Annotated in this window: 19 protein-coding genes; 10 read left to right on the plus strand and 9 right to left on the minus strand. The window is 64.3% G+C overall.

What is annotated here, in order from left to right; genetic code table 11:
• Window positions 1–978 carry a CPBP family intramembrane glutamic endopeptidase gene (locus tag RBA95_RS11575; protein WP_306017022.1) on the plus strand — a complete coding sequence of 326 codons (978 nt, stop codon included), beginning with the start codon at window positions 1–3 and terminating at the stop codon, window positions 976–978.
• A gap of 3 nt (window positions 979–981) precedes the next feature.
• Here the strand turns inward: RBA95_RS11575 and uvrA are convergent, their stop codons facing one another.
• Window positions 982–3,864 carry an excinuclease ABC subunit UvrA gene (gene uvrA / locus RBA95_RS11580; RefSeq protein ID WP_306017023.1) on the minus strand — a complete coding sequence of 961 codons (2,883 nt, stop codon included), beginning with the start codon at window positions 3,862–3,864 and terminating at the stop codon, window positions 982–984.
• Between the two features lie 221 nt (window positions 3,865–4,085).
• Between uvrA and ssb the strand changes: the two genes are divergently transcribed.
• Window positions 4,086–4,601 carry a single-stranded DNA-binding protein gene (gene ssb, locus RBA95_RS11585; RefSeq protein WP_306017024.1) on the plus strand — a complete coding sequence of 172 codons (516 nt, stop codon included), beginning with the start codon at window positions 4,086–4,088 and terminating at the stop codon, window positions 4,599–4,601.
• A 76-nt stretch (window positions 4,602–4,677) separates the two neighbouring features.
• Here the strand turns inward: ssb and RBA95_RS11590 are convergent, their stop codons facing one another.
• Together RBA95_RS11590 and RBA95_RS11595 are read right to left on the minus strand one after the other, a co-directional pair.
• Window positions 4,678–5,718, minus strand: coding sequence for a kelch repeat-containing protein (locus RBA95_RS11590; protein WP_306017025.1), 1,041 nt, complete (start codon window positions 5,716–5,718; stop codon window positions 4,678–4,680).
• Complete coding sequence (locus RBA95_RS11595; protein WP_306017026.1) at window positions 5,718–6,293, minus strand: superoxide dismutase family protein; 576 nt, start codon at window positions 6,291–6,293, stop codon at window positions 5,718–5,720. Before RBA95_RS11595 ends, RBA95_RS11590 begins: the two co-directional genes overlap by 1 nt.
• 299 nt (window positions 6,294–6,592) lie before the next feature.
• Between RBA95_RS11595 and gyrA the strand changes: the two genes are divergently transcribed.
• From gyrA to RBA95_RS11615, 4 genes are read left to right on the plus strand one after another with little or no spacing between them, the layout of a single operon-like run.
• Window positions 6,593–9,379 carry a DNA gyrase subunit A gene (gyrA, locus tag RBA95_RS11600; protein WP_306017027.1) on the plus strand — a complete coding sequence of 929 codons (2,787 nt, stop codon included), beginning with the start codon at window positions 6,593–6,595 and terminating at the stop codon, window positions 9,377–9,379.
• 42 nt (window positions 9,380–9,421) lie between these two features.
• The gene (gene coaD / locus RBA95_RS11605; protein ID WP_306017028.1) at window positions 9,422–9,913 is read left to right on the plus strand and encodes a pantetheine-phosphate adenylyltransferase; all 492 of its coding nucleotides are present in this window, start codon (window positions 9,422–9,424) and stop codon (window positions 9,911–9,913) included.
• On the plus strand, window positions 9,913–10,872 hold the full coding sequence (locus RBA95_RS11610) for a peptidylprolyl isomerase (RefSeq protein WP_306017029.1): 960 nt from the start codon (window positions 9,913–9,915) through the stop codon (window positions 10,870–10,872). Before coaD ends, RBA95_RS11610 begins: the two co-directional genes overlap by 1 nt.
• 25 nt (window positions 10,873–10,897) lie before the next feature.
• Window positions 10,898–11,350, plus strand: coding sequence for a peptidylprolyl isomerase (locus tag RBA95_RS11615; protein WP_306017030.1), 453 nt, complete (start codon window positions 10,898–10,900; stop codon window positions 11,348–11,350).
• Window positions 11,351–11,410: 60 nt separating this feature from the next.
• Here RBA95_RS11615 and RBA95_RS11620 read toward each other — a convergent pair whose 3' ends face one another.
• Window positions 11,411–12,385, minus strand: a complete 975-nt coding sequence (locus RBA95_RS11620; RefSeq protein ID WP_306017031.1) for an endonuclease/exonuclease/phosphatase family protein — start codon at window positions 12,383–12,385, stop codon at window positions 11,411–11,413.
• Window positions 12,386–12,466: 81 nt separating this feature from the next.
• Between RBA95_RS11620 and queA the strand changes: the two genes are divergently transcribed.
• Window positions 12,467–13,531 carry a tRNA preQ1(34) S-adenosylmethionine ribosyltransferase-isomerase QueA gene (gene queA, locus RBA95_RS11625; protein ID WP_371933608.1) on the plus strand — a complete coding sequence of 355 codons (1,065 nt, stop codon included), beginning with the start codon at window positions 12,467–12,469 and terminating at the stop codon, window positions 13,529–13,531.
• On the opposite strand, the gene RBA95_RS11630 is transcribed toward queA, so the two are convergent.
• The 3 genes from RBA95_RS11630 to RBA95_RS11640 form a co-directional block, all read right to left on the minus strand.
• Window positions 13,528–14,475 carry a calcium/sodium antiporter gene (locus tag RBA95_RS11630; protein ID WP_306017033.1) on the minus strand — a complete coding sequence of 316 codons (948 nt, stop codon included), beginning with the start codon at window positions 14,473–14,475 and terminating at the stop codon, window positions 13,528–13,530. The two genes, queA and RBA95_RS11630, sit on opposite strands and share 4 nt — an antisense overlap.
• Window positions 14,476–14,558: 83 nt before the next feature.
• On the minus strand, window positions 14,559–14,717 hold the full coding sequence (locus RBA95_RS11635; RefSeq protein ID WP_306017034.1) for a hypothetical protein: 159 nt from the start codon (window positions 14,715–14,717) through the stop codon (window positions 14,559–14,561).
• 88 nt (window positions 14,718–14,805) lie between these two features.
• Complete coding sequence (locus RBA95_RS11640; RefSeq protein WP_306017035.1) at window positions 14,806–15,456, minus strand: SRPBCC family protein; 651 nt, start codon at window positions 15,454–15,456, stop codon at window positions 14,806–14,808.
• Window positions 15,457–15,548: 92 nt separating this feature from the next.
• On the opposite strand from RBA95_RS11640, the gene RBA95_RS11645 reads away from it, so the two are divergent.
• Both RBA95_RS11645 and RBA95_RS11650 read left to right on the plus strand, forming a co-directional pair.
• The gene (locus tag RBA95_RS11645; RefSeq protein ID WP_306017036.1) at window positions 15,549–15,929 is read left to right on the plus strand and encodes a MerR family transcriptional regulator; all 381 of its coding nucleotides are present in this window, start codon (window positions 15,549–15,551) and stop codon (window positions 15,927–15,929) included.
• A 34-nt stretch (window positions 15,930–15,963) separates the two neighbouring features.
• Window positions 15,964–16,662 (plus strand): hypothetical protein, encoded by a 699-nt coding sequence (locus tag RBA95_RS11650; RefSeq protein WP_306017037.1) that lies wholly within the window; start codon window positions 15,964–15,966, stop codon window positions 16,660–16,662.
• A gap of 2 nt (window positions 16,663–16,664) precedes the next feature.
• Here the strand turns inward: RBA95_RS11650 and RBA95_RS11655 are convergent, their stop codons facing one another.
• Complete coding sequence (locus RBA95_RS11655; RefSeq protein ID WP_306017038.1) at window positions 16,665–18,212, minus strand: acyl-CoA carboxylase subunit beta; 1,548 nt, start codon at window positions 18,210–18,212, stop codon at window positions 16,665–16,667.
• Window positions 18,213–18,244: 32 nt separating this feature from the next.
• Here RBA95_RS11655 and tgt point away from each other — a divergent pair, with 32 nt between their 5' ends.
• Window positions 18,245–19,372: a tRNA guanosine(34) transglycosylase Tgt gene (gene tgt, locus RBA95_RS11660; protein ID WP_306017039.1), complete on the plus strand. Its 1,128-nt coding sequence runs from the start codon at window positions 18,245–18,247 to the stop codon at window positions 19,370–19,372.
• Here the strand turns inward: tgt and RBA95_RS11665 are convergent.
• Window positions 19,369–19,986 carry a hypothetical protein gene (locus RBA95_RS11665; RefSeq protein ID WP_306017040.1) on the minus strand — a complete coding sequence of 206 codons (618 nt, stop codon included), beginning with the start codon at window positions 19,984–19,986 and terminating at the stop codon, window positions 19,369–19,371. The genes tgt and RBA95_RS11665 overlap by 4 nt on opposite strands.
• Between the last annotated feature and the right edge of the window lie 5 nt (window positions 19,987–19,991).

A 19,991-nucleotide genomic window follows, 5' to 3' on the forward strand; every position in this document is an offset into this window, starting at 1 on the left:
ATGACCCAAGCCCTTTATGCGCCCTGGCCGGAAACCGCGCGTCGCACCTGGGGGTGGGGCGCGCTGGGACTGATGGTGGCGGGCTATCTCGTCTCGTCCGTGCCGGTCGTGATCGGAACGGTGATCTACACCATCGCCCTGACGGCAGCGTCGGGCGCCGCGGATCCGATGGCGGCGCAATCGGCGCTCAGCGCCAATACGCTCACCGTGCTTCTGCCCCTGATGCTGCTGCAGTTCATCGCCTGGGGGGTGATGACGCTGCTGTGGGTGAAGCTGTTCGAGAAGCGTCCGCTGTCCACAATCGGCCTGTCCGGCCGGGATTTCGCCGGGCGCTATGCGCTGGGGCTGCCCCTGGGCCTACTCTTGGTGGTTCTGGTGTCTGTGGCTGCAGCGTTGTTGAACATGGGCGCCCCGTCCGCCGCAGACAGTCTGGGCGAGATGGATCCCGCCCGCGCGATCAGCCAGGCGGCGCTGATCGGCTATGCAGGCCTGTTCGTGGGCTTTCTCATTCAGGGGGGTGTGGAAGAGCTGGTCTTCCGTGGCTGGCTGATGAGTGCGCTGACGGCGCGCTGGGGCAAGATGCTGGGCGTCATCGTGGCGAGCTTCGCCTTTGCCGTCCTGCATCTGCACGTCTTCATTTCGGGGCTGATGTATGGCGTGCTCGCGCTTACGGGCATCGGGCTCACAGGGCTGGTCTTTTCGCTAACGGCGCTCTGGCGCCGCTCGATGATCGAAGCCGCCGCCGCCCATGGCGCCTTCAACGCCGCCGCCGTCATCGCGCCGACCTTCGCCCTGATGGCATCCGACCCGAACCAGACCATCCACACGGCGGTCGCGGAGGTGTTCAGCTCCGCCACCGGCATGGCCGGAGTGGAGAATGTCAGTCTCGGCCCGGAAACCTACGCCCAGCTCATCGCCATGGGCGGGCTGAGCGTGGTGATGATCATCGGCCTGATTATGCGGGGGCGGAAGGGGTAGACACTACCCCGCCAGCTTCGCCTGACGCGCCCGGTCCCGCTCCAGAAGCGGTTTGAGATAGCGGCCGGTCCAGCTCGCCTCCACCTCGGCCACCTCTTCGGGGGTGCCGCAGGCGACGATCTCGCCGCCGCCCGAGCCGCCTTCCGGGCCCAGATCCAGCAGCCAGTCCGCCGTCTTGATGACATCGAGATTGTGCTCGATGACGATGACGGTATTACCCTGATCGACAAGCTCGTGGAGCACTTCCAAGAGCTTGCGCACGTCCTCGAAATGAAGACCGGTGGTCGGCTCATCCAGAATGTAGAGCGTCTTGCCGGTCGAGCGCTTGGCGAGTTCCTTGGACAGCTTCACCCGCTGCGCCTCACCGCCTGACAGCTGGGTGGCGGGCTGACCCACCTTCACATAACTGAGGCCCACCTGTTTAAGGGTTTCCATCTTGTCGCGCACGGACGGGACGGCCTTGAAGAATTCGGCGGCCTCCTCGACGGTCATGTCCAGCACATCTGCGATGGACTTGCCCTTGAAGGTGACTTCCAGCGTCTCGCGGTTGAAGCGGGCGCCATGGCACACATCGCACTCCACATAGACGTCAGGCAGGAAGTGCATCTCGATCTTCACCACGCCATCGCCCTGGCACGCTTCACAGCGCCCGCCCTTCACGTTGAAGGAGAAGCGTCCCGGCTTGTAGCCGCGCGTCTGCGCTTCGGGCAGGGAGGCGAACCATTCGCGGATGGGGGTGAAGGCGCCGGTATAGGTGGCCGGGTTTGACCGCGGGGTCCGGCCGATCGGGCTCTGGTCGATATCGATGATCTTGTCGACCTGATCGAGCCCTTCCACCGTGTCATGGGGCAGGGGCACCTGGGAGGCGTTGTTGAGCCGCCGCGCCGCCGCCTTGTACAGCGTCTCGATGGTCAGGGTGGACTTGCCCCCGCCCGACACGCCGGTCACACAGGTCAGAACGCCCAGCGGATAGGCCGCATCCACATTCTGCAGATTGTTGCCCGTGGCGCCTTTGACCGTGACCGCCCGCTTGAGGTCGACCTCGCGGCGCTGTTCGGGCACGGGGATCATGCGTTTGCCGGACATGTACTGACCGGTCAGCGATTTGGGATTGGCGGCGATTTCGGCCGGCGTGCCCGCCGCGATCACCTCGCCGCCATGAACGCCGGCGGCAGGGCCCAGATCGACCACGTAATCGGCGGTCTCGATGGCCTCTTCGTCGTGTTCGACGACGAGCACGGTATTGCCAAGATCGCGCAAACCGCGCAGGGAATCGAGCAGCCGGGTATTGTCGCGCTGGTGCAGGCCGATGGAGGGCTCGTCCAGCACATAAAGAACGCCCGTCAGGCCCGAGCCGATCTGGCTGGCCAGTCGAATGCGCTGGCTTTCCCCGCCCGACAGCGTGCCCGAGGCCCGGCTGAGCGTGAGATAGTCCAGACCCACATCGACCAGGAATTTCAGACGGTCGCGGATCTCTTTGAGGATCCGGCGCGCGATCTCCTGGTCCTTGGGCGAGAGCGTGTCTTCAATGGTGGCGAACCAGTCGCGCGCCTCGCGGATGGATTTCTCGCCCGCGTCGGAGATGTCGTGTTCGGCGACCTTCACCGCCAGCGCTTCGGGCTTCAGGCGCTTGCCGTCGCACACATCACACGGCTGGCTGGATTGAAAGCGCGCCATGTCCTCGCGCACCCAGGTGGAGTCCGTTTCGCGCCAGCGTCGCTGCAGGTTGGGCATCACCCCTTCAAACGCCTTGGAGGTGGTGAACTGGCGCAGCCCGTCCTCATAGGTGAACTTGATCTTGTCCTTGGTGCCGTGAAGCACGGTCTTACGGAAGGCTTTGTCCAGATCGCGCCAAGGCGTGTACATGCTGGCGCCGTAATGGGCCGCGAGCGCCTGCAAGGTCTGCTGGTACAGCTTGGAGGTGGCCCGGCTCCACGGCGCGATGGCGCCGTCATACAGCGACTTGTCGCGATCGGGGACCACCAGATCCTCATCAAATTCGAGGCTCTGGCCCAGCCCGTCACAGGCCGGGCAGGCGCCGAAGGGATTGTTGAACGAGAACAGGCGCGGCTCGATTTCCTCAATGGTGAAGCCGCTGACCGGGCAGGCGAACTTTTCGGAAAACACGATCCGTTCGCCAGTGGCGTGCTCGCCATGATCCGAGGCGAATTCGGCCATGGCGATGCCGTCCGCCAGCCGCAGCGCGGTCTCAAGGCTGTCCGCCAGGCGCTGTTCCAGCCCCTCCTTGGTGACGACCCGGTCCACCACGACATCGATGTCGTGCTTGAATTTCTTGTCGAGCTCGGGCGCCTCTTCGAGCGGATAGAACTGGCCATCCACCTTCACCCGCTGGAAGCCCTGCTTGAGCAGCTCGGCGAACTCCTTGCGGTATTCGCCTTTCCGGCCGCGCACGATGGGCGCCAGCAGATACAGGCGCGCGCCTTCTCCGAGGGCGGTGATGCGGTCGACCATCTGCGACACGGTCTGCGCCGAGATCGGCTCGCCGGTCGCCGGGGAATAGGGCACGCCCACCCGCGCCCACAGAAGGCGCATATAGTCATAGATCTCGGTGACGGTGCCCACGGTCGAGCGTGGGTTCTTCGACGTGGTCTTTTGCTCGATGGAGATGGCGGGCGAGAGCCCCTCGATGGAATCCACATCGGGCTTGCTCATCAGCTCCAGGAACTGGCGCGCATAAGCGGACAGGCTCTCCACATAGCGGCGCTGCCCCTCGGCGTAGATGGTGTCAAAGGCGAGCGAGGACTTGCCCGAGCCCGACAGCCCCGTGAACACGATCAGCTCGTCCCGCGGCAGGTCCACGGATACGCCCTTGAGATTGTGCTCGCGCGCGCCGCGGACGGAAATGGTTTTGAGCTTGTCAGACATGAATGCGCAAAGTCCTTTGATCACGGGCCGGCGGGGCAGGCATATCGGGCGTTACTTAGGTCTCCTGAGCGCCTCTATCCACCGTATAGGCGCCGACAGCGGCGCCCGGCGATGGACTCGGGCGCCTGAATGAGCTTCGTTAACATCCGACTCGCGCCTCAATTGACGCGCGGAACAGAATGTGAACAAATACCACGCGAAAGACAAGCGGGAGACGCGGTATGGCGGGCAGTGTGAACAAGGTGATCCTGGTGGGCAATCTGGGTGCGGACCCCGAAGTGCGCCGCCTGAACTCGGGCGACCCGGTCGTCAATCTGCGGATCGCCACCTCGGAAAACTGGCGCGACAAGTCTACGGGCGAACGCCGTGAGAAAACCGAATGGCACAACGTCGTCATCTTCAACGACAATCTCGCCAAGGTCGCCGAGAACTATCTCAAGAAGGGCTCCAAGGTGTATGTCGAGGGCCAGCTGCAGACTCGCAAATGGCAGGATCGTGACGGCAATGACAAATACACCACCGAAGTGGTGCTGCAGCGCTATCGCGGCGAGCTGACCATGCTCGATGGCCGCGGTGATAGCGGCGGCGGTGATCGCATGGGCGGCGGCTATAACAACAACCAGATGGATGACCGGTCCGGCGGCGGCTATGGCGGCGGTCAGGGCGGCGGCCAACGCAACAACGCCCCGCGTGAGGATTTCACCTCCGACACGCTGGACGATGACATCCCGTTCTAGGGTCTGTCTCATCGACGACATTGAAAAGCCCGGCGCGCTGCGCCGGGCTTTTTGCGTTTCAGGGCCTGAGTTCAGATCAGGGCGTGAACCAGTCGAGCTTGGCGGTGGTCTGGCTGCCGCTGGGCTGGGCGGCGCCGCCGATCGTGGCGATCACATTACGGACCGCCACGGCGCCCAGGCCATGGCGCGGCGTCGGCATGCGGCCCATCTCGCTCCAGGCATCGGTTTGCGGATCATAGCGCCAGACCTGGGTGTAAACACCGCCGCCGGAATTATCGAACCACTCACCACCGAACACATAGAGCGCGCCTTCCACGCTGGCGCAGGCGAGCCCACCGGCGCCGCGCGGCCCGTTTTCAGGCTCGGGCAGGGGCGCGCGGATCTCCCAGCTGTCGCTTTGGGGGTCATAGGCTTCATGGGCCGGCGTGTTGCCGCCTGACACCGTGCGCCCGCCCACCACGTGCAAGCGACCGTTCAGTTCGGCGCCTGCGGCGGAATTGCGCGCCGTGGGCGCCGGGGCGGCCGTGGTCCAGATCTGCGCGGCGGGATCGAGGATGAGGTGGGCGTTGGTGTCGGCATGGTCCGACCAGGCCTTGTTCGTCAGGCCGGCAGGGCGTCGACCGGTCACCACATGCAGACGGCCATTGAGCGCCACACACACCGTTTCAGCGAACGGTTGGGGCATTTCCGGGCCGTTGCGCCAGCGATTGCGCTGGGGATCAAACACGCGCACCCCGTCGCTCATGGCCCACATCCCGCCGGTCTGGGCGGTGAAGCCGCCGACGGCGTAGACCAGCCCTTCCAGCCCGACCATATTGGGATGGTGCAGCGGCACCGGCAGGCGCGGGCGCTCACGCCAGCGCTCTGCATCGGGGCCCAGCGAGAAGACGCGGTCAGAGACGCCGATGCGGCCCCGCCCGGCGTCCGGGCTCAAACCGCCCGCCACATAGATCACTTCATCCAGTACGGCGGGATAGATCTCCTGAACCCGGATGGGCAGGTCAGGGCCGGCGCGCCAGTGCGCGTCCGCCCCGTCCTGCGCCAGCGCGCGGCCATCCAGTGACAGGGCGGCGCCGGCCGCGCCCAGCCCCGCCAGCGTCTGCCGTCGCGACAGCATTATTGCGCCGCCTCGATCACGCCGCACACATGGCGGGCGCCAGCGCCGCCAATGGGCTGGCTGGAATGGTCGTCCTGATTGTCGTGAATGACGAGCGCCGAGCCGTTCTCATCGAGAAGCGCGGGGGCGTCGTTTTCACCATGCAGGCTCACGCGGTCGGTGAAGATCTGGGCGCGCAGGGCGCCGTCCTCGTGCACATAGATATTGGGCAGGTCCGCATTGTCCGGGCCTTCGGGGTTCAGAAGGCCATGGCTGCGCTCTGACGGGTTGATGTGACCGCCCGAGCTGGTGAAGTCGTCATTGGAGCAATCGCCGATCTGGTGCAGGTGAACGCCATGCCAGCCCGTCGCGCCCTCATTGGTGGTGTCGAGCTGGATGGTGATCAGGACGCCGGTCGGGCCCTGCTGGAAGCGGGCATGGCCGATTTCATTGCGCTCGCGATCGATCAGGGCGGCGTAGGCCTCGTCAGGCTGATGGCTTTGATGGCCGTGATGGTCCGCGGCGAAGGCCGGGACGCCAAGCGAGGTCGCGCCCAGGGCGGCGGCGCAGGTCAGGGTGCGAAGGGGGCGTTTCATGATCGTCTCCTTGTTAACTCCATGACTAACGTAATCGACGCGGGAAAGGATGCGAGCCCGGGATGAGAAAAGAGCGCGAATTTTCAGCCCGATCCGGTCCTAAACGTAAAACCGCACGCAAACCGTGGATACAGCCGCCTGCGCCGTTTGCCGCATCCCGCCAGCCTTGCTAGACATTTCCTCTAACCGTGCGCAGGTGATTCACGGCGATCTTCGCCTGTCTGCGAGCGACCAACGTCTTTTTTCGCGCGCCGCATGCTTCGGCATGAGGGGCGCGCGCCAGCCAGGACGAAACGACTTTGAGCGATTTGCCCCCTGAAACGCCCATGGATGAAGACCTTCCCGCCGCGCCCAGCGGCCCGATGGTGGCCATCGAAGACGAGATGAAGCGCAGCTATCTCGATTACGCCATGAGCGTGATCGTCAGCCGCGCCATCCCTGATGCGCGAGACGGCTTGAAGCCGGTGCACCGCCGCATCCTGTGGGCCATGCATGAGGGCGGCTACACCAAGGACAAGGCGTACAAGAAGTCCGCCAACGTGGTCGGCGATGTGATGGGTCGCTATCACCCGCACGGCGATAGCGCGATCTATGATGCGCTGGCGCGTCTGGCGCAGCCTTTCTCCATGGGCCTGCCGCTTCTGGATGGCCAGGGCAATTTCGGCTCCATGGACGGCGATCCGCCCGCCGCCATGCGTTACACCGAGATCCGCATGGATCATCCGGCCGAGGCGCTGCTCGCGGACATCGATAAGGATACGGTCGAGTTCCAGGACAACTATGACGGCTCCAAACAAGAGCCGATCGTCCTGCCTGCGCGCTTCCCGAACCTTCTGGTCAACGGCGCCGGCGGCATCGCGGTGGGCATGGCCACCAACATCCCGCCCCATAACCTCAACGAGGTGGTGGACGCGACCCTGGCGCTGCTGGACCAGCCCGACATCACTGACGCCGAGCTTCTTGAGTTCGTGCCGGCGCCGGACTTCCCCACGGGCGGCGAGATCATTGGCCGGTCCGGCGCTCGCAAGGCGCTGATGGAAGGCCGCGGCTCGGTCATCCTGCGCGGCAAGACCTCCATCGAGGACATCCGCCAGGGCCGGGAAGCGATCATCGTTCACGAGATTCCCTATCAGGTGAACAAGGCCACCATGGTCGAGAAGATCGCCGAACTGGTGCGCGAGAAGCGCGTCGAGGGCATTTCCGATCTGCGCGACGAATCCGACCGCTCGGGCGTGCGCGTCGTGATCGAGCTCAAGAAGGACGCCAACGCCGAGGTGATCCTCAACCAGCTTTACCGCTGGAGCCCGCTTCAGACCTCGTTCGGCGTGAACATGCTGGCGCTGATCGGCGGTCGCCCGCAGCAGGCGGGCCTGCGCACCTTCCTGGAAACCTTCATCCATCACCGCAAGGAGGTGGTGGTCCGCCGCACCAAGTTCGATCTGCGCAAGGCGCGTGACCGCGCCCACGTCTTGATCGGTCTGGCCGTCGCGGTGGCCAATATTGATGAAATCATCGCCCTCATCCGCAAGGCGCCCGATCCGCAGACCGCGCGCCAGCAATTGCGCGACAAGGCCTGGCCCGCCAAGGACGTGTCGTCCCTGGTGGAGCTGGTCGCCGATCCGCGCTCACAGATCAAGGATGGGGAGATCCGTCTGACCGAGGAGCAGGCGAAAGCCATTCTCGACCTGCGCCTGCACCGCCTGACGGCGCTGGGCCGCGACGAGATCGGCGATGAGGCCAACAAGCTGGCCGAGACCATCGCCGACCTGCTGGACATCCTGCGCAGCCCGACCCGCATCCGCGACATCATCCGCAACGAGCTTCTGGACTCCAAGGCCAAGTTCGGCGTCGAGCGTCGCTCCGCGATCATCGAGGGTGATCTGGGCATTGAGGATGAAGATCTGATCCCGCGCGAGGACATGGTCGTCACCCTGACCCATGGCGGCTATGTGAAGCGGACCCCGCTGTCGACCTATCGCGCCCAGAACCGCGGCGGCAAGGGCCGTGCGGGCATGGCGATGAAGGACGAGGATTTCGTGGCGACGCTGTTCGTGGCCTCGACCCACGCGCCGCTGCTGTTCTTCAGCTCGGACGGCATGGTCTACAAGACCAAGACCTGGCGCCTGCCGCTGGGCGCGCCCAACACCAAGGGCAAGTATCTGACGAACCTTCTGCCCAGTCTCAATGACGGCGCCTGGATCACATCCGTGATGGCGCTGCCCGAGGATGAGGATCAGTGGAGCGAGTACGATGTCATGTTCGCCACCACGGCGGGCACGGTGCGTCGCAACAAGCTGTCTGATTTCGTTCAGGTGAACCGCAACGGCAAGATCGCCATGAAGCTGGACGAGGAGGGGTCGAAGATCCTCGATGTGCGGCTGTGCAATGAAGATCAGGACGTGCTGCTGGTTTCCGCCGGCGGTCGGGCGATCCGCTTCCCGGTGGGCGATGTGCGCGTCTTCGCGTCGCGCAATTCCACGGGCGTGCGCGGCATTCGCCTGAAGGAGAACGACCGTCTGATCTCCATGGCCATCCTCAACCATGTGGATGTCACCACGGATCAGGCCCGCGCCTACATGAAACAGGCGAACGCCATGCGCCGCGCCGCCGGGCTGGACGCCGAGGATGGCGCGCCCGAGGCCGCTGAAGAGGCCGTGTCCGAAACCGCGCTCGATGAAGAGCTCTACGCCAAGCTGGGCGCCGCCGAAGAGTTTGTGCTGACCGTGGCCCAGGATGGTCTCGGCAAGCGCTCGAGCGCTTACGATTATCGCGTCATGGGGCGCGGCAATCAGGGTGTGGCTGCGCACGATATGAGCAAGGTCAACGAGCTGGCCGCGTGCTTCCCGGTCATCGACGGCGACACCGTCATGGCGGTCACCGATGGCGGTCAGCTGATCCGCTTCCCGGTGGATACGGTGCGGATCGCAGCGCGCGCGACCAAGGGCGTGCGGTTGATCCGGCTGGCCGAGGGCGAAAAAGTCGTGTCTGTTGTCCGCATCGCGGAAAGCGAGGACGACGCCAGTGCGGAAGACGGCGGTGATGAGGGCGACGCCCCGACCCCGGACGCGCCGGAAGACGAGAACTAGACCGGGTCTTCACCACCAGGCCTGGCTTTGGGGAGTAAAGCCATGAAACGCCGCGTCGCGCTGTATCCGGGGACTTTCGACCCGGTGACCAACGGCCATCTGGATATCATCGGCCGGGCCGTGAAGCTCTATGACAAGCTGGTCATCGGCGTGGCGCGCAATGACGCCAAGGGGCCGTTGTTCAGCTTTGACGAGCGTGTGGACATGGCCCGCGAGCTGGCGGAATCCGTCGCCGGCGATACCGAGATCGAGGTGCTGCCCTTTGAAGGCCTGTTGATGCATTTCGCCGAAAAGGTGGGCGCCAGCTCCATCATTCGCGGCCTGCGCGCCGTGTCGGACTTCGAGTACGAGTTTCAGATGGTGGGCATGAACCAGCGCCTTAATGCGGACATTGAAACCGTGTTCTTGATGGCGGACCCGCGCCATCAGGCGATCGCCTCGCGTCTCGTCAAGGAAATCGCCAAGCTGGGCGGGGATATCGACCCGTTTGTGCCGCAGCTTGTCAAAGAGCGCCTGCTGGAGAAATTCGTCTGATGCGCATGACCGCCCGACTGTTCGCCACCGCCTGCCTGTCCGCCTTCATGCTGACGGCGTGCGCCGAAGCCGAAACCGACACGAGCGCGCAAGACGCCGCGCCGGCTGCCGAGGCCGAGGCGCCGGCGGACTCCGTGGCTCCGGGTGCGGACATCATTGCGGATGCGCCTGACAGCGCCTGGCGCACGGTGGACCCCGAAGACCTTATCCATCTGGTCACGGGCAAGGGTGAGGTCTGGATCGAAATCCAGGACGAATTCACGCCGATTCACGCCGCCCGCATTCGCGAGTTGGCGGAAACGGACTGGCTGGACTGGAAAGTCTTCCACCGCGTCATCGATGGCTTCATGGCCCAGGGCGGGGGCGCCGTGGACAATCCCAGCATCGAAGCGCCGTTTGACCCGATCCAGGCCGAGTTCGGCATTCGCCGCGACCCCAACGCGATTCCGGTCAACGAGATCCAGGAGCGCCGCGCCACGCCGCGCGGCGCCATGGCCCAGGCTGGCTTCTGGAACGGTTTTCCCGTTGGTACTCAACCCTCTGCACTGGCCGGCATTGTCGCCGACGGCCGTGTGGACAGCTGGCTGCTTCATTGTAATGGCGCAGCCGCAATGGCCCGCACCAATGATCCCAACTCGGCGGTGGCGCAGTTCTACATTGTGCGCGGCGATGCCGAGCATCTGAACACCCAGTACACGGTCTGGGGCATGGTGCGCGAAGGTCAGGATGTGGTCGAAAGCCTGACTGTGGGCACGCAAGGCCAGACCCTGGGCTTCCGTCCGGACATCATTGAAGAGTTCGAGCTGGCGACCCAGATGGACGATGCGCCCACCGTCCAGGTGATGGACACCAGCTCACCGAGCTTCAGCGCCTACCTTGAAGCCCTGGCTGCGAGCCGTGATAACGGCCGCCTGCCCGATATCTGCTCAATCGACGTGCCTGTGCGCGTCCTCGACTAAGAACAAATCCCCAAAGGAGGCCGTCGTGTCCGACGCCAACCAAGAACTGGTTTTCACCCTTGAAGGCGGCGATGTCGTCATTCGTCTGCGCCCTGACCTGGCGCCCAAGCACGTCGCCCGCATTTCCGAGCTGGCGGCGGACGGCTTTTATGACGGCCTGACCTTCCACCGCGTGATCGACGGTTTCGTGGCCCAGGGCGGTTGTCCGAACGGCAACGGCATGGGCGGTTCCGGGCAGAATATCGAGGCCGAGTTCAACGATGAGCCGCATGTGCGCGGCACCATGTCGATGGCCCGCGCCATGGACCCGAACTCCGCCGACAGCCAGTTCTTCATCTGCCTGGACGCCGTGCCGTATCTGGATGGTCAGTACACCGTCTGGGGCGAAGTGATTTCCGGCATGGAGCATGTGGACGCGCTGCCCAAGGGCGAGCCGCCGGCTAATCCGGGCAAGATCGTCAAGGCGTCCCTGCGCTAGGCATCTGAACCATACGATTGAAACGGGCGGTCCATCGGACCGCCCGTTTTGTTTGGGGCTTCACGCGCCGCAGCGCTGAACCAGGGTGATGACCGGGCGATGATCGGACCCGGCGTCTGGCGCGGCGCCGGTATGGGACGCGCACAAGCCGTCGCTGACCCAGATATGGTCAATGCCGATGACCGGCATCGGGGCCAGACGCTCTGACGGCCAGGTGCGCAAGCCGTGGGTGATGCGCTGAAGCGGGGCCAGCGCCGCCGCGAGGCGCCGCATCTGATGGCCGTGTTCGGCCGTGTTGAAATCGCCCGCCACAATCTGGGACTGATGCGTCTGCGCCTGGATCAACAGGCTCAACCGTTCGCGATGATAGGCATAAAGATCCGGGCGCGTCGGACGGGCAAAATGGGTGCTGGTCAGCCGCAGGGGCGCGCCCTGAAACTCGATCTGCATGAAGGCGACGGGCACGGTCTGGTACGGGTCGCAGCCTTGCTCGGTCACGGGTATGCGTGAGATCAGGGAGGCGCCCCAAGGGCAATTGACCTGATATGGGTAGAGGTCCTGAACCGTGCCCAGAACACGACGAAGCGGTCCGCCAGTCTCCTGCAGGAAAACCAGATCGAAATCGCCTTCGCGCAGGAAAGCGATGGCGGCGTCCGGGTCGCGATTGAGGTTCCACATATTGAAACTGGCCAGACGCAGGGCCTCGCCGGTCTCGCTGCGGGGCGGCAGCGCGTCGGGGCGCGGGACCAGCTGGGCGTAAGGCAGATTAACCAGTATCAGAAGAGCGCTGAGCCCTATGCCCGGCCAGCGCAGCCAGGCCCATCCCCGGGGCCGGAACAGCCAGAGCGTGATCAGCGCGCCCGCGCCGGCAATGACCGGGAGGGGCCAGACCATGTTGAACACATCGGCCTTGGAATGACCCCATCCGTAAAGGCTCAAGCCGATAACCAGAACAAGGCCGAGACTGGCCCCCAGGCACGCCAGCCGGGACAGAATTGTGTAGGCCGCCATGAGACGGTTGGGCGTGGAGGTCATGAAGCGGTCTGTCCGGATGGCTGGCGGGCGGTCGATCTGGTGCGTATATCATCGCCAGCTTGAAGGAAGGTTATGACCCAAATGCGACTGGCCGATTTTGATTTCCATCTGCCCGAAGACCGGATCGCCTTGCGGCCGGCGCGGCCGCGTGACAGCGCGCGCCTGTTGCAGGTGAAGGATGGCGGTCTGTCTGATCTGGGCGTGCTTGATCTACCGAAGCTGCTCGAACCGGGTGACCTTCTGGTGTTCAACGACACTCGCGTCATACCCGCTGCATTGACCGGTGTGCGCCCGGCGCGCGCCCATGGCGGGGGGGGTGATGTGGAGATCGAGATCAATCTTCACAAGCGCGATGATGAAGCGGTCTGGCGCGCTTTCGTGCGCCCGGCCAAGCGCTTGAAGGAAGACGATACCCTGCAGTTCAAGGGCGGGCTGACCGCAAGCGTGTCCGAAAAGCTTGAAGGCGGCGAAGTGGTTCTGACCTTTGATCGCGCGGGCGTCGAACTGGACAAGGCGATCGTGGAGGCCGGGGCGCCGCCCCTGCCGCCCTATATCGCCTCCAAGCGTGCGGCCGATGCGGCTGATCTGGAAGACTATCAGACAGTCTATGCGGCGCCGGACAAGGCGGGATCGGTCGCCGCGCCCACGGCGGGGCTGCACTTCACCGATCGCCTGTTTGAGGCCCTTGATGCGCGCGGGATCAAACGCACGCACGTCACCCTGCATGTGGGGGCGGGCACCTTCCTGCCGGTGAAGACCGAAGACCTGTCAGAGCATCAGATGCATGCTGAATGGTATTCGGTCAGCGAAGAGGCGGCGAGGATCATCAATGACACGCGCCAGGCCGGCGGGCGCATCATTGCGGTCGGCACCACCTCGATCCGGACGCTGGAAAGCGCGGCGGAAGAGGATGGCACGGTTCGCGCTGAAGCGCGGGACACCGCGATCTTCATCACGCCGGGCTATCGCTTCAAGGTGATCGACGCGCTGATGACCAATTTCCACCTGCCCAAATCCACGCTCTTCATGCTGGTGAGCGCGCTGGCGGGCTTTGAGGAAATGCACGCGGCTTATGCCCACGCCATTCGGGAGCATTACCGCTTCTTCTCCTATGGCGATTCCAGCCTGCTCTGGCGCAAGGACTAGGCGTTCAGCGCCAGCCAGCCGATATAGCCGGCGTAGGCCAGGAGAAAGACGCCGCCTTCGATACGGCTGATGCGCCAGCGGGTGATCGAGAACACCAGTAACAATGCGGTGGCGGCGCTCATCACCCAGACGTCCAGGGTCTGGATGCTGCGCGGGATTTCGATGGGGGTCACGAGCGCTGTCGCCCCCAGAATGAACAGCACGTTGAAAATGTTGCTGCCGACGATATTGCCAAAAGCGATATCGGCCTGCTTGCGCCGCGCCGCGGCCAGCGTGGTCACAAGCTCGGGCAGGGAGGTGCCCACGGCCACGACCGTCAGCCCGATCACGGCTTCGGAAACGCCCAGGAACTCCGCCACACTGATCGCGCCTGTCACGAAGAAACGGGCGCCCAGAATGGTCAGCGCTAGACCGCCGATAAAGAAGACGATGTCGCGCCAGACCGGGATGCGGGCGGTATCCTGTACGGCGTCTTCCAGCGCATCACTGGCCGCTTGCGGCGCTTTCAGTCCGCTCCAGACCGTAAAGGCGAGATAGGCCAGCAGGGCGAGAATGAAGACGGCGCCGAAGAGGGGCGTCAGCTGGCCGTAGAGGATCATCACCGCGCACAGAATTGTTGACAGGGCCAGCACCAGCCCGTCTCGGCGGAAGGCGGTTTTGTCGATCATAGTCGGCGCCAAAACCGCCGCTGCGCCGAGGATCAACAGGATGTTGGCGATATTGCTGCCAACCACATTGCCGACCGCAATGCCGGGCGAACCGAGATACGCGGCCTGAAGACTGGTCACCAGTTCCGGCGTCGAGGTGCCGAACCCGACCAGCGTCAGTCCGATCACGAGGGGCGGCAGGCCGGCGCGCCGGGCGAGATCAGACGCGCCGCGCACCAGCATGTCACCGCCGAACACCAGCCCGGCCAGCCCCAGTCCCAGAAACACCAGATCCATCAGCCCCACCTAGCGGCGAAAGAATGGCGAAACGCCATATCCATTGAACGCCACCAGATGGGAAGGCGGCCAGCCCTCTTCAATCAGGCGTCGGCGCCGCAATAGGCGCTGTTTTCCACCTCGTCATAGCCCTGGCGGGTCAGATAGACCGCGCAACCGCAGGCAAGCTCGGGGTCGGCTTTCACGGTCTCTTCGTCGTCGAGCACCATCAGGCACAGATATTCGTATTCGTCTTTCATCATGGCGGGCTCCTTTGTCCTGTGGGACAGACTGCGCCCGGTCCGTGATCACGGTCCAATCGATAGTTTGTGTGCTAGCTATTGGTCGGCTCTATGGGGCGACTTGCTCTGCATAGGCCGCTTCAGCGTGCTCGGACATGGCCTGCGCCGCTCCTTGCATCCAGTCTGACCAGGTGGTCTCCACAAACCGCCCGATAAACACCCGTCCCAGAAGGCCTCGCGGCTTGAAGGCGTAGGTCCAGGTCACCCGCGTTCGGGTGTCCCCGGTCGGGGCCATGGAGAACTCGCCCACTCCGTATTCAACAAATTGTGCGGCATCGGTCGTGTAGTTCCAGGCGATGTAGCGAAAGCTGCGCGGCAGGTCGTCAACCAGAATGTCTTCAAGCGCCGTGTCGCCGTTTTCGAGAAGGATCCGGCGTCGTGCGCCGGCGCCCGCCCAGGCCTCCGTCAGGAGCTGGGTTTGGACCACCTGGGGAATGGCGTCGGTCGCCTCGATCATATCCTGCAAGGGGACGCTGCCGAACCAGTCGGCCATGAAGGCGACGGGGACATTGACGGTGAATGAGAGCGTCGTGCTGCGCAGCTGCTCTGCCGGAGCGATCTCGGGTCGCGGGGCGTCAGTCTGAATCCGGTCACGCTCTTGCGGCGAGAGCGCGGGGTCCACTCCGATGGCCGTGGGCGGGGAGCAGGCGGTCAGTGTCGTTGCGAGGAAGCCGGATAGGACAAGAATGAATAAGCGCATCGAAAGCTCCTGTGCTCGGAACCGTGATTGGTCGACGGTTCATTGCGAGCCTAGGCTGTGCACCATAGTGCACGGTCAACAGGGTTCGTCGCATGAAGATCAAGGAATTTGAGCAAAAGACCGGTCTGAAACGATCCACGATCCGGTTTTATGAAACCCAGGGCTTGCTGACCCCTCTGGTTCGGCCCAACGGTTACCGAGAATACTCCGACAGCCAGGTTGAGGCCGTCCAATTCATCAAGCTGGCGCAAGGGCTGGGGTTTCGGTTGAGCGACATCGCCCGTGTCAGTCAGGCTTGGCGTGAAGGCGCACTCTCCCGCACACAGAAGCTGGGATTTCTGCAAGAGCGGTTGGAGGCCTGCCAGCTGCAGCAAGCCCATCTGGGCCAGCTCAAACATTATCTTGAAGCTTTGATCGGCTGGGTTGAGGGTGATGAAACGACGCCCAAACCCCGCATGGACGCGCTCTCATAGGGGCGGCGTCCTGTAAAACCATAAAGGCTGCATGATGACCGGACCCTGGACGGAATGCCTGGCTGGCAGCGGTGTGTTCCGCGCTGTGTATGACTGTCCGGCTTTTGGTCCAGTGAATGCACTGGCCATCCGTCTGGGCGAGCTGGAGCTGGCGGTTCTCAGTCCGCCGCCTGATCCCGAGGGCGCTTATCTGGATGCACTGAGCCATCTGGGGCAGGTCACGGCCCTGATCGCGCCCAATCGCGCGCATACCGCCGGATTGTCGGACTGGGCGGCGCGTTGCCCGCAAGCCGTGGTTTATGCGGCGGATGATGTGACGGATGCGGTCGCAAAGGCTTGTGGCGTGGCTGTTCAGCCGATCTCCCGGCTGGTCTGCCCGGATGGTCTGACGATCTACCCCGCCCCCGGCGTGTCGAGCGGCAGCCTCTTCATGGTTTCGAGCCGGGGCGGCACGGTCGTCGCCTATCTCGACGAGCTGGTGGTCTGGATGAGCGAGTGGCCGCGCAACTGGGTGTCGCGGATGCTCTATTTCCTGACCGGGACCCGACCGGGCCTGACCCTCAACCACCTGTTCCTGCGCTGGTTCGGCCAGGATAAGGACGCGCTGTTGAAAGAAGCGGACGCCGTGGCGCAGCAGGCGGACCAGATTGTCGGCGCGCATGGACACCGTGTTGAGACCCGGGAGGATCTCAACACGGTCCGGGCCCTGATCCGGGCCAGACGAGCACGCTAGGGTCAGGGGCGATACCGCGTGCCCGGCGCGTCTCGCGTGCGCAGCTTGGCGGTGAGATTGGCGAATTCGGTCAACAAGGGCCGGGTTTCGGCCGGGTCGATGATCTCCTCAATCCAGAACCGCTCGGCGGTCTTGAATGGATCGGAGAGGTCTTTCATTCGGGCGCGTAATTCAGCCTTGAGGGCTTCTGGATCGTCTGACTGTTCCAGCACGGATTTGAACGCCGCCTCGACCCCGCCCTCAAGCGGCAGAGAGCCCCAATCGCCCGACGGCCAGGCATAGCGGTAGCGGAAGCGGGTATGGTCCATCATCGCCGCGCCCGCCACGCCATAGGCCTTGCGGATCAGCATGGTGCACCAGGGCACGCTGGCTTGATAAATCGCCGAGAGGGCGCGGGCGCCATGGCGGATCGTGCCGGCGCGCTCGGCGCGCGCGCCAATGACAAAGCCGGGCACATCCACGAAATGCACGACGGGCAGGCGGAAGGTTTCCGCCAGATCCACAAAGCGGATGATCTTCTGCGCCGCTTCCGCGGTCCAGCCGCCGCCATAGACATTGGGATTGCTGGCGAGCACCGCGACGGGCCAGCCATCGAGCCGGGCGAGGGCGGTGATCACCGAGCTGCCGAAATGACGGCCCATCTCGAACACGCTGCCCTGATCGAGCGTGGAGTTGAGGATGGCGCGCATGTCATAGCCGAAGCGCTTGTCGCGCGGCACGATTTCCCGAAGGCTCTCATCCAGCCGGTTCGGGTCATCGCTGGGCGGGATCCGATCAGCGGCGTCTCCGGCCATGTCGGGCAGATAGGAGAGGAACCAGCGCGCCGCCTCCATGGCGTCCGCTTCGCTGGCATAGGCGTCGTCCGCCGCGCCGGCGGCGAGCTGCAGGTCGGAGCCCCCCAGCTCCTCCTTGGTGACATGCTCGCCAATGCCCGCCACTACGGGCGGGCCCGCAATGAACATTTGCGACAGGCCTTTCACCATGACGCAATAGTGCGAGGACACTGCCCGCGCGGCGCCCAGGCCCGCCACTGGCCCAAGAGCCAGCGACACAACGGGCACGCGCTCGAGATTGGCCACCACCTGATCCCAGGCCGGATTGAAAGGGACATAGCTCGCGCCCATATCCAGAATGGATTTGACCGAGCCGCCGCCGCCCGTCCCCTCGATCAGGCGGATCAGCGGCAGGCCCAGCTCGCCCGCCATCTTTTCCGCCTCGATCTGTTTTTCGACAATGGCCGCATCCGCCGCGCCGCCCCGGACCGTGAAATCATCCGCCACCACCGCGACGGGGCGTCCGCGCACCGTGCCGCGCCCGAAGATGCAATTGGCCGGAGAGAAGTCCTCAAGCCCGCCATCAGAGCCGGCGCGCGCTTTTCCCGTCAGAGATCCGATTTCCCGAAAACTGCCCGGATCGAGTAAAAGATCCAGTCTTTCCCGGACGTTGAGGCGTCCCGCCGCTTTCTGGCGGGCCAGTTTTTCGGCGCCCCCCATGTTATGGGCCAGCGCCTGACGCTTGCGCAAATGGGCGATTTCGTCTTTCCAACTCACTCAAGTCTCTCCCGCTGTCTCGCCAGGTTCTGATGCCCAGCTTCGATTTCGATCTCCACGCCACAGAAGGCGCCGCCCGCACCGGTGTGCTCAAGACCCCGCGCGGGGATATCCGCACCCCCGCTTTCATGCCCGTGGGCACGGCGGCGACGGTTAAGGCGCTCTATCCTGAACAGGTTAAGGAAGCCGGCGCGGATATCATACTGGGAAATACGTATCATCTTATGCTGCGCCCGGGCGCAGAGCGGGTGAAGCGCTTGGGCGGGCTGCATCATTTCATGCGCTGGGACGGTCCGATCCTGACCGATTCCGGCGGGTTCCAGGTCTGGTCCCTGTCCGATCTGCGCCAGATGACCGAGGAAGGCGTGGCCTTCAAAAGCCATCTTGATGGCTCCAAGCACATGCTGACGCCCGAGCGCTCCATCGAGATCCAGGCCGACCTTCTGGGCGCGGACATCTCCATGCAGCTGGATGAATGCACGCCCTATCCGTGCGAGCGCGATGCGGCGGCCAGCTCCATGCAGCTGTCCCGGCGCTGGGGTTTGCGCTCGAAAGAGGCCTTTGGCGAGCGCTCAATCCAGGCGCTGTTCGGCATTGTCCAGGGCAGCACCTATGAGGATCTGCGCCGCGAAAGCGCGGAAGGGCTGATCGAGATCGGCTTTGATGGGTACGCCATTGGCGGTCTCGCGGTGGGCGAGGGGTTCGAGATGATGTGCCAGGTGCTCGACGTCACCACGCCGCATCTGCCTCATGAACGTCCGCGCTATCTGATGGGGGTGGGCAAGCCGATCGACCTTGTGGAAGCCGTCGCGCGCGGCGTGGACATGTTCGACTGCGTCCTGCCCACCCGCTCGGGCCGTCATGGCCAGGCGTGGACCGATTGGGGGCCGGTGAACGTGAAGAACGCCCGGTTTGCCGAAGATACACGGCCCATGGATGAGACGCTCGATTGCCCGGCCAGCCGGGACTATTCACGCGCCTATCTGCACCACCTTATCCGGGCGGGCGAGTATCTGGGCTCAATGCTCTTGTCCTGGCACAACATCGCCTATTTCGAGAATCTCACCGCCCGCATGCGCGCCGCCATCGCAGCGGGTGAGTTCGAGGCGTTTAGAGCCCAGTTCCACGCCCGGATGGCGGAAGGGACGGACGCGATCTAGTCGCGCTCCGCGTCAGGCGTGCTGAGCAGATGATAGGCGTCCAGCGCCTCGATCAGCGTGTCGCGTTCGCATGCTTGCACATCAAAGGCGCCGCGCAGCCAGGCGCGGCGTTTTTGCGCCAGCGCCCGCTCCTGAGCGGCGGCCGCTTCGATTTCGCTCGCACGTCCCAGAAAGCGCACCACGGGTCGGGTTGGGTTGAGCCCGATGATGGTGTCACGCGCCGTGTCGGCGGCCAGCTCGGGCGCATCCTCGGCGATGGAGCTGGCGAACCGCGAGGAGCGATCCACCACGCTTTCGTCCTCATGCCCGGCCTCGTCGTCAGGGGCCGGCGCTTCAAGATCCGGTCCGAGAAGGCTGGTCAGACGCGCGATATCCCGAGCCACTGTCGCACAATTGAGCTCAGCGCCCGAACCACCATACGGGGTGGGGACCGTTTCGTCGCCATCATCAATCACGATCTGGCCCGGTCGGGCCTGCGGCAGGCCTATGGTGTCGGACGCGACAGACTCGGTGCGTCCCAGAGGCGTGCGGGGCAATTCCGGCAGGCTGGAACAGGCCGCCAGGGCAAGTCCGGTGCAAACGCAAATCTGTGCTTTGAGAAAGAGGCTCTTCATGGTTT

Source organism: Oceanicaulis sp. MMSF_3324 (genome assembly GCF_030733545.1).
Classification (GTDB): domain Bacteria; phylum Pseudomonadota; class Alphaproteobacteria; order Caulobacterales; family Maricaulaceae; genus Oceanicaulis.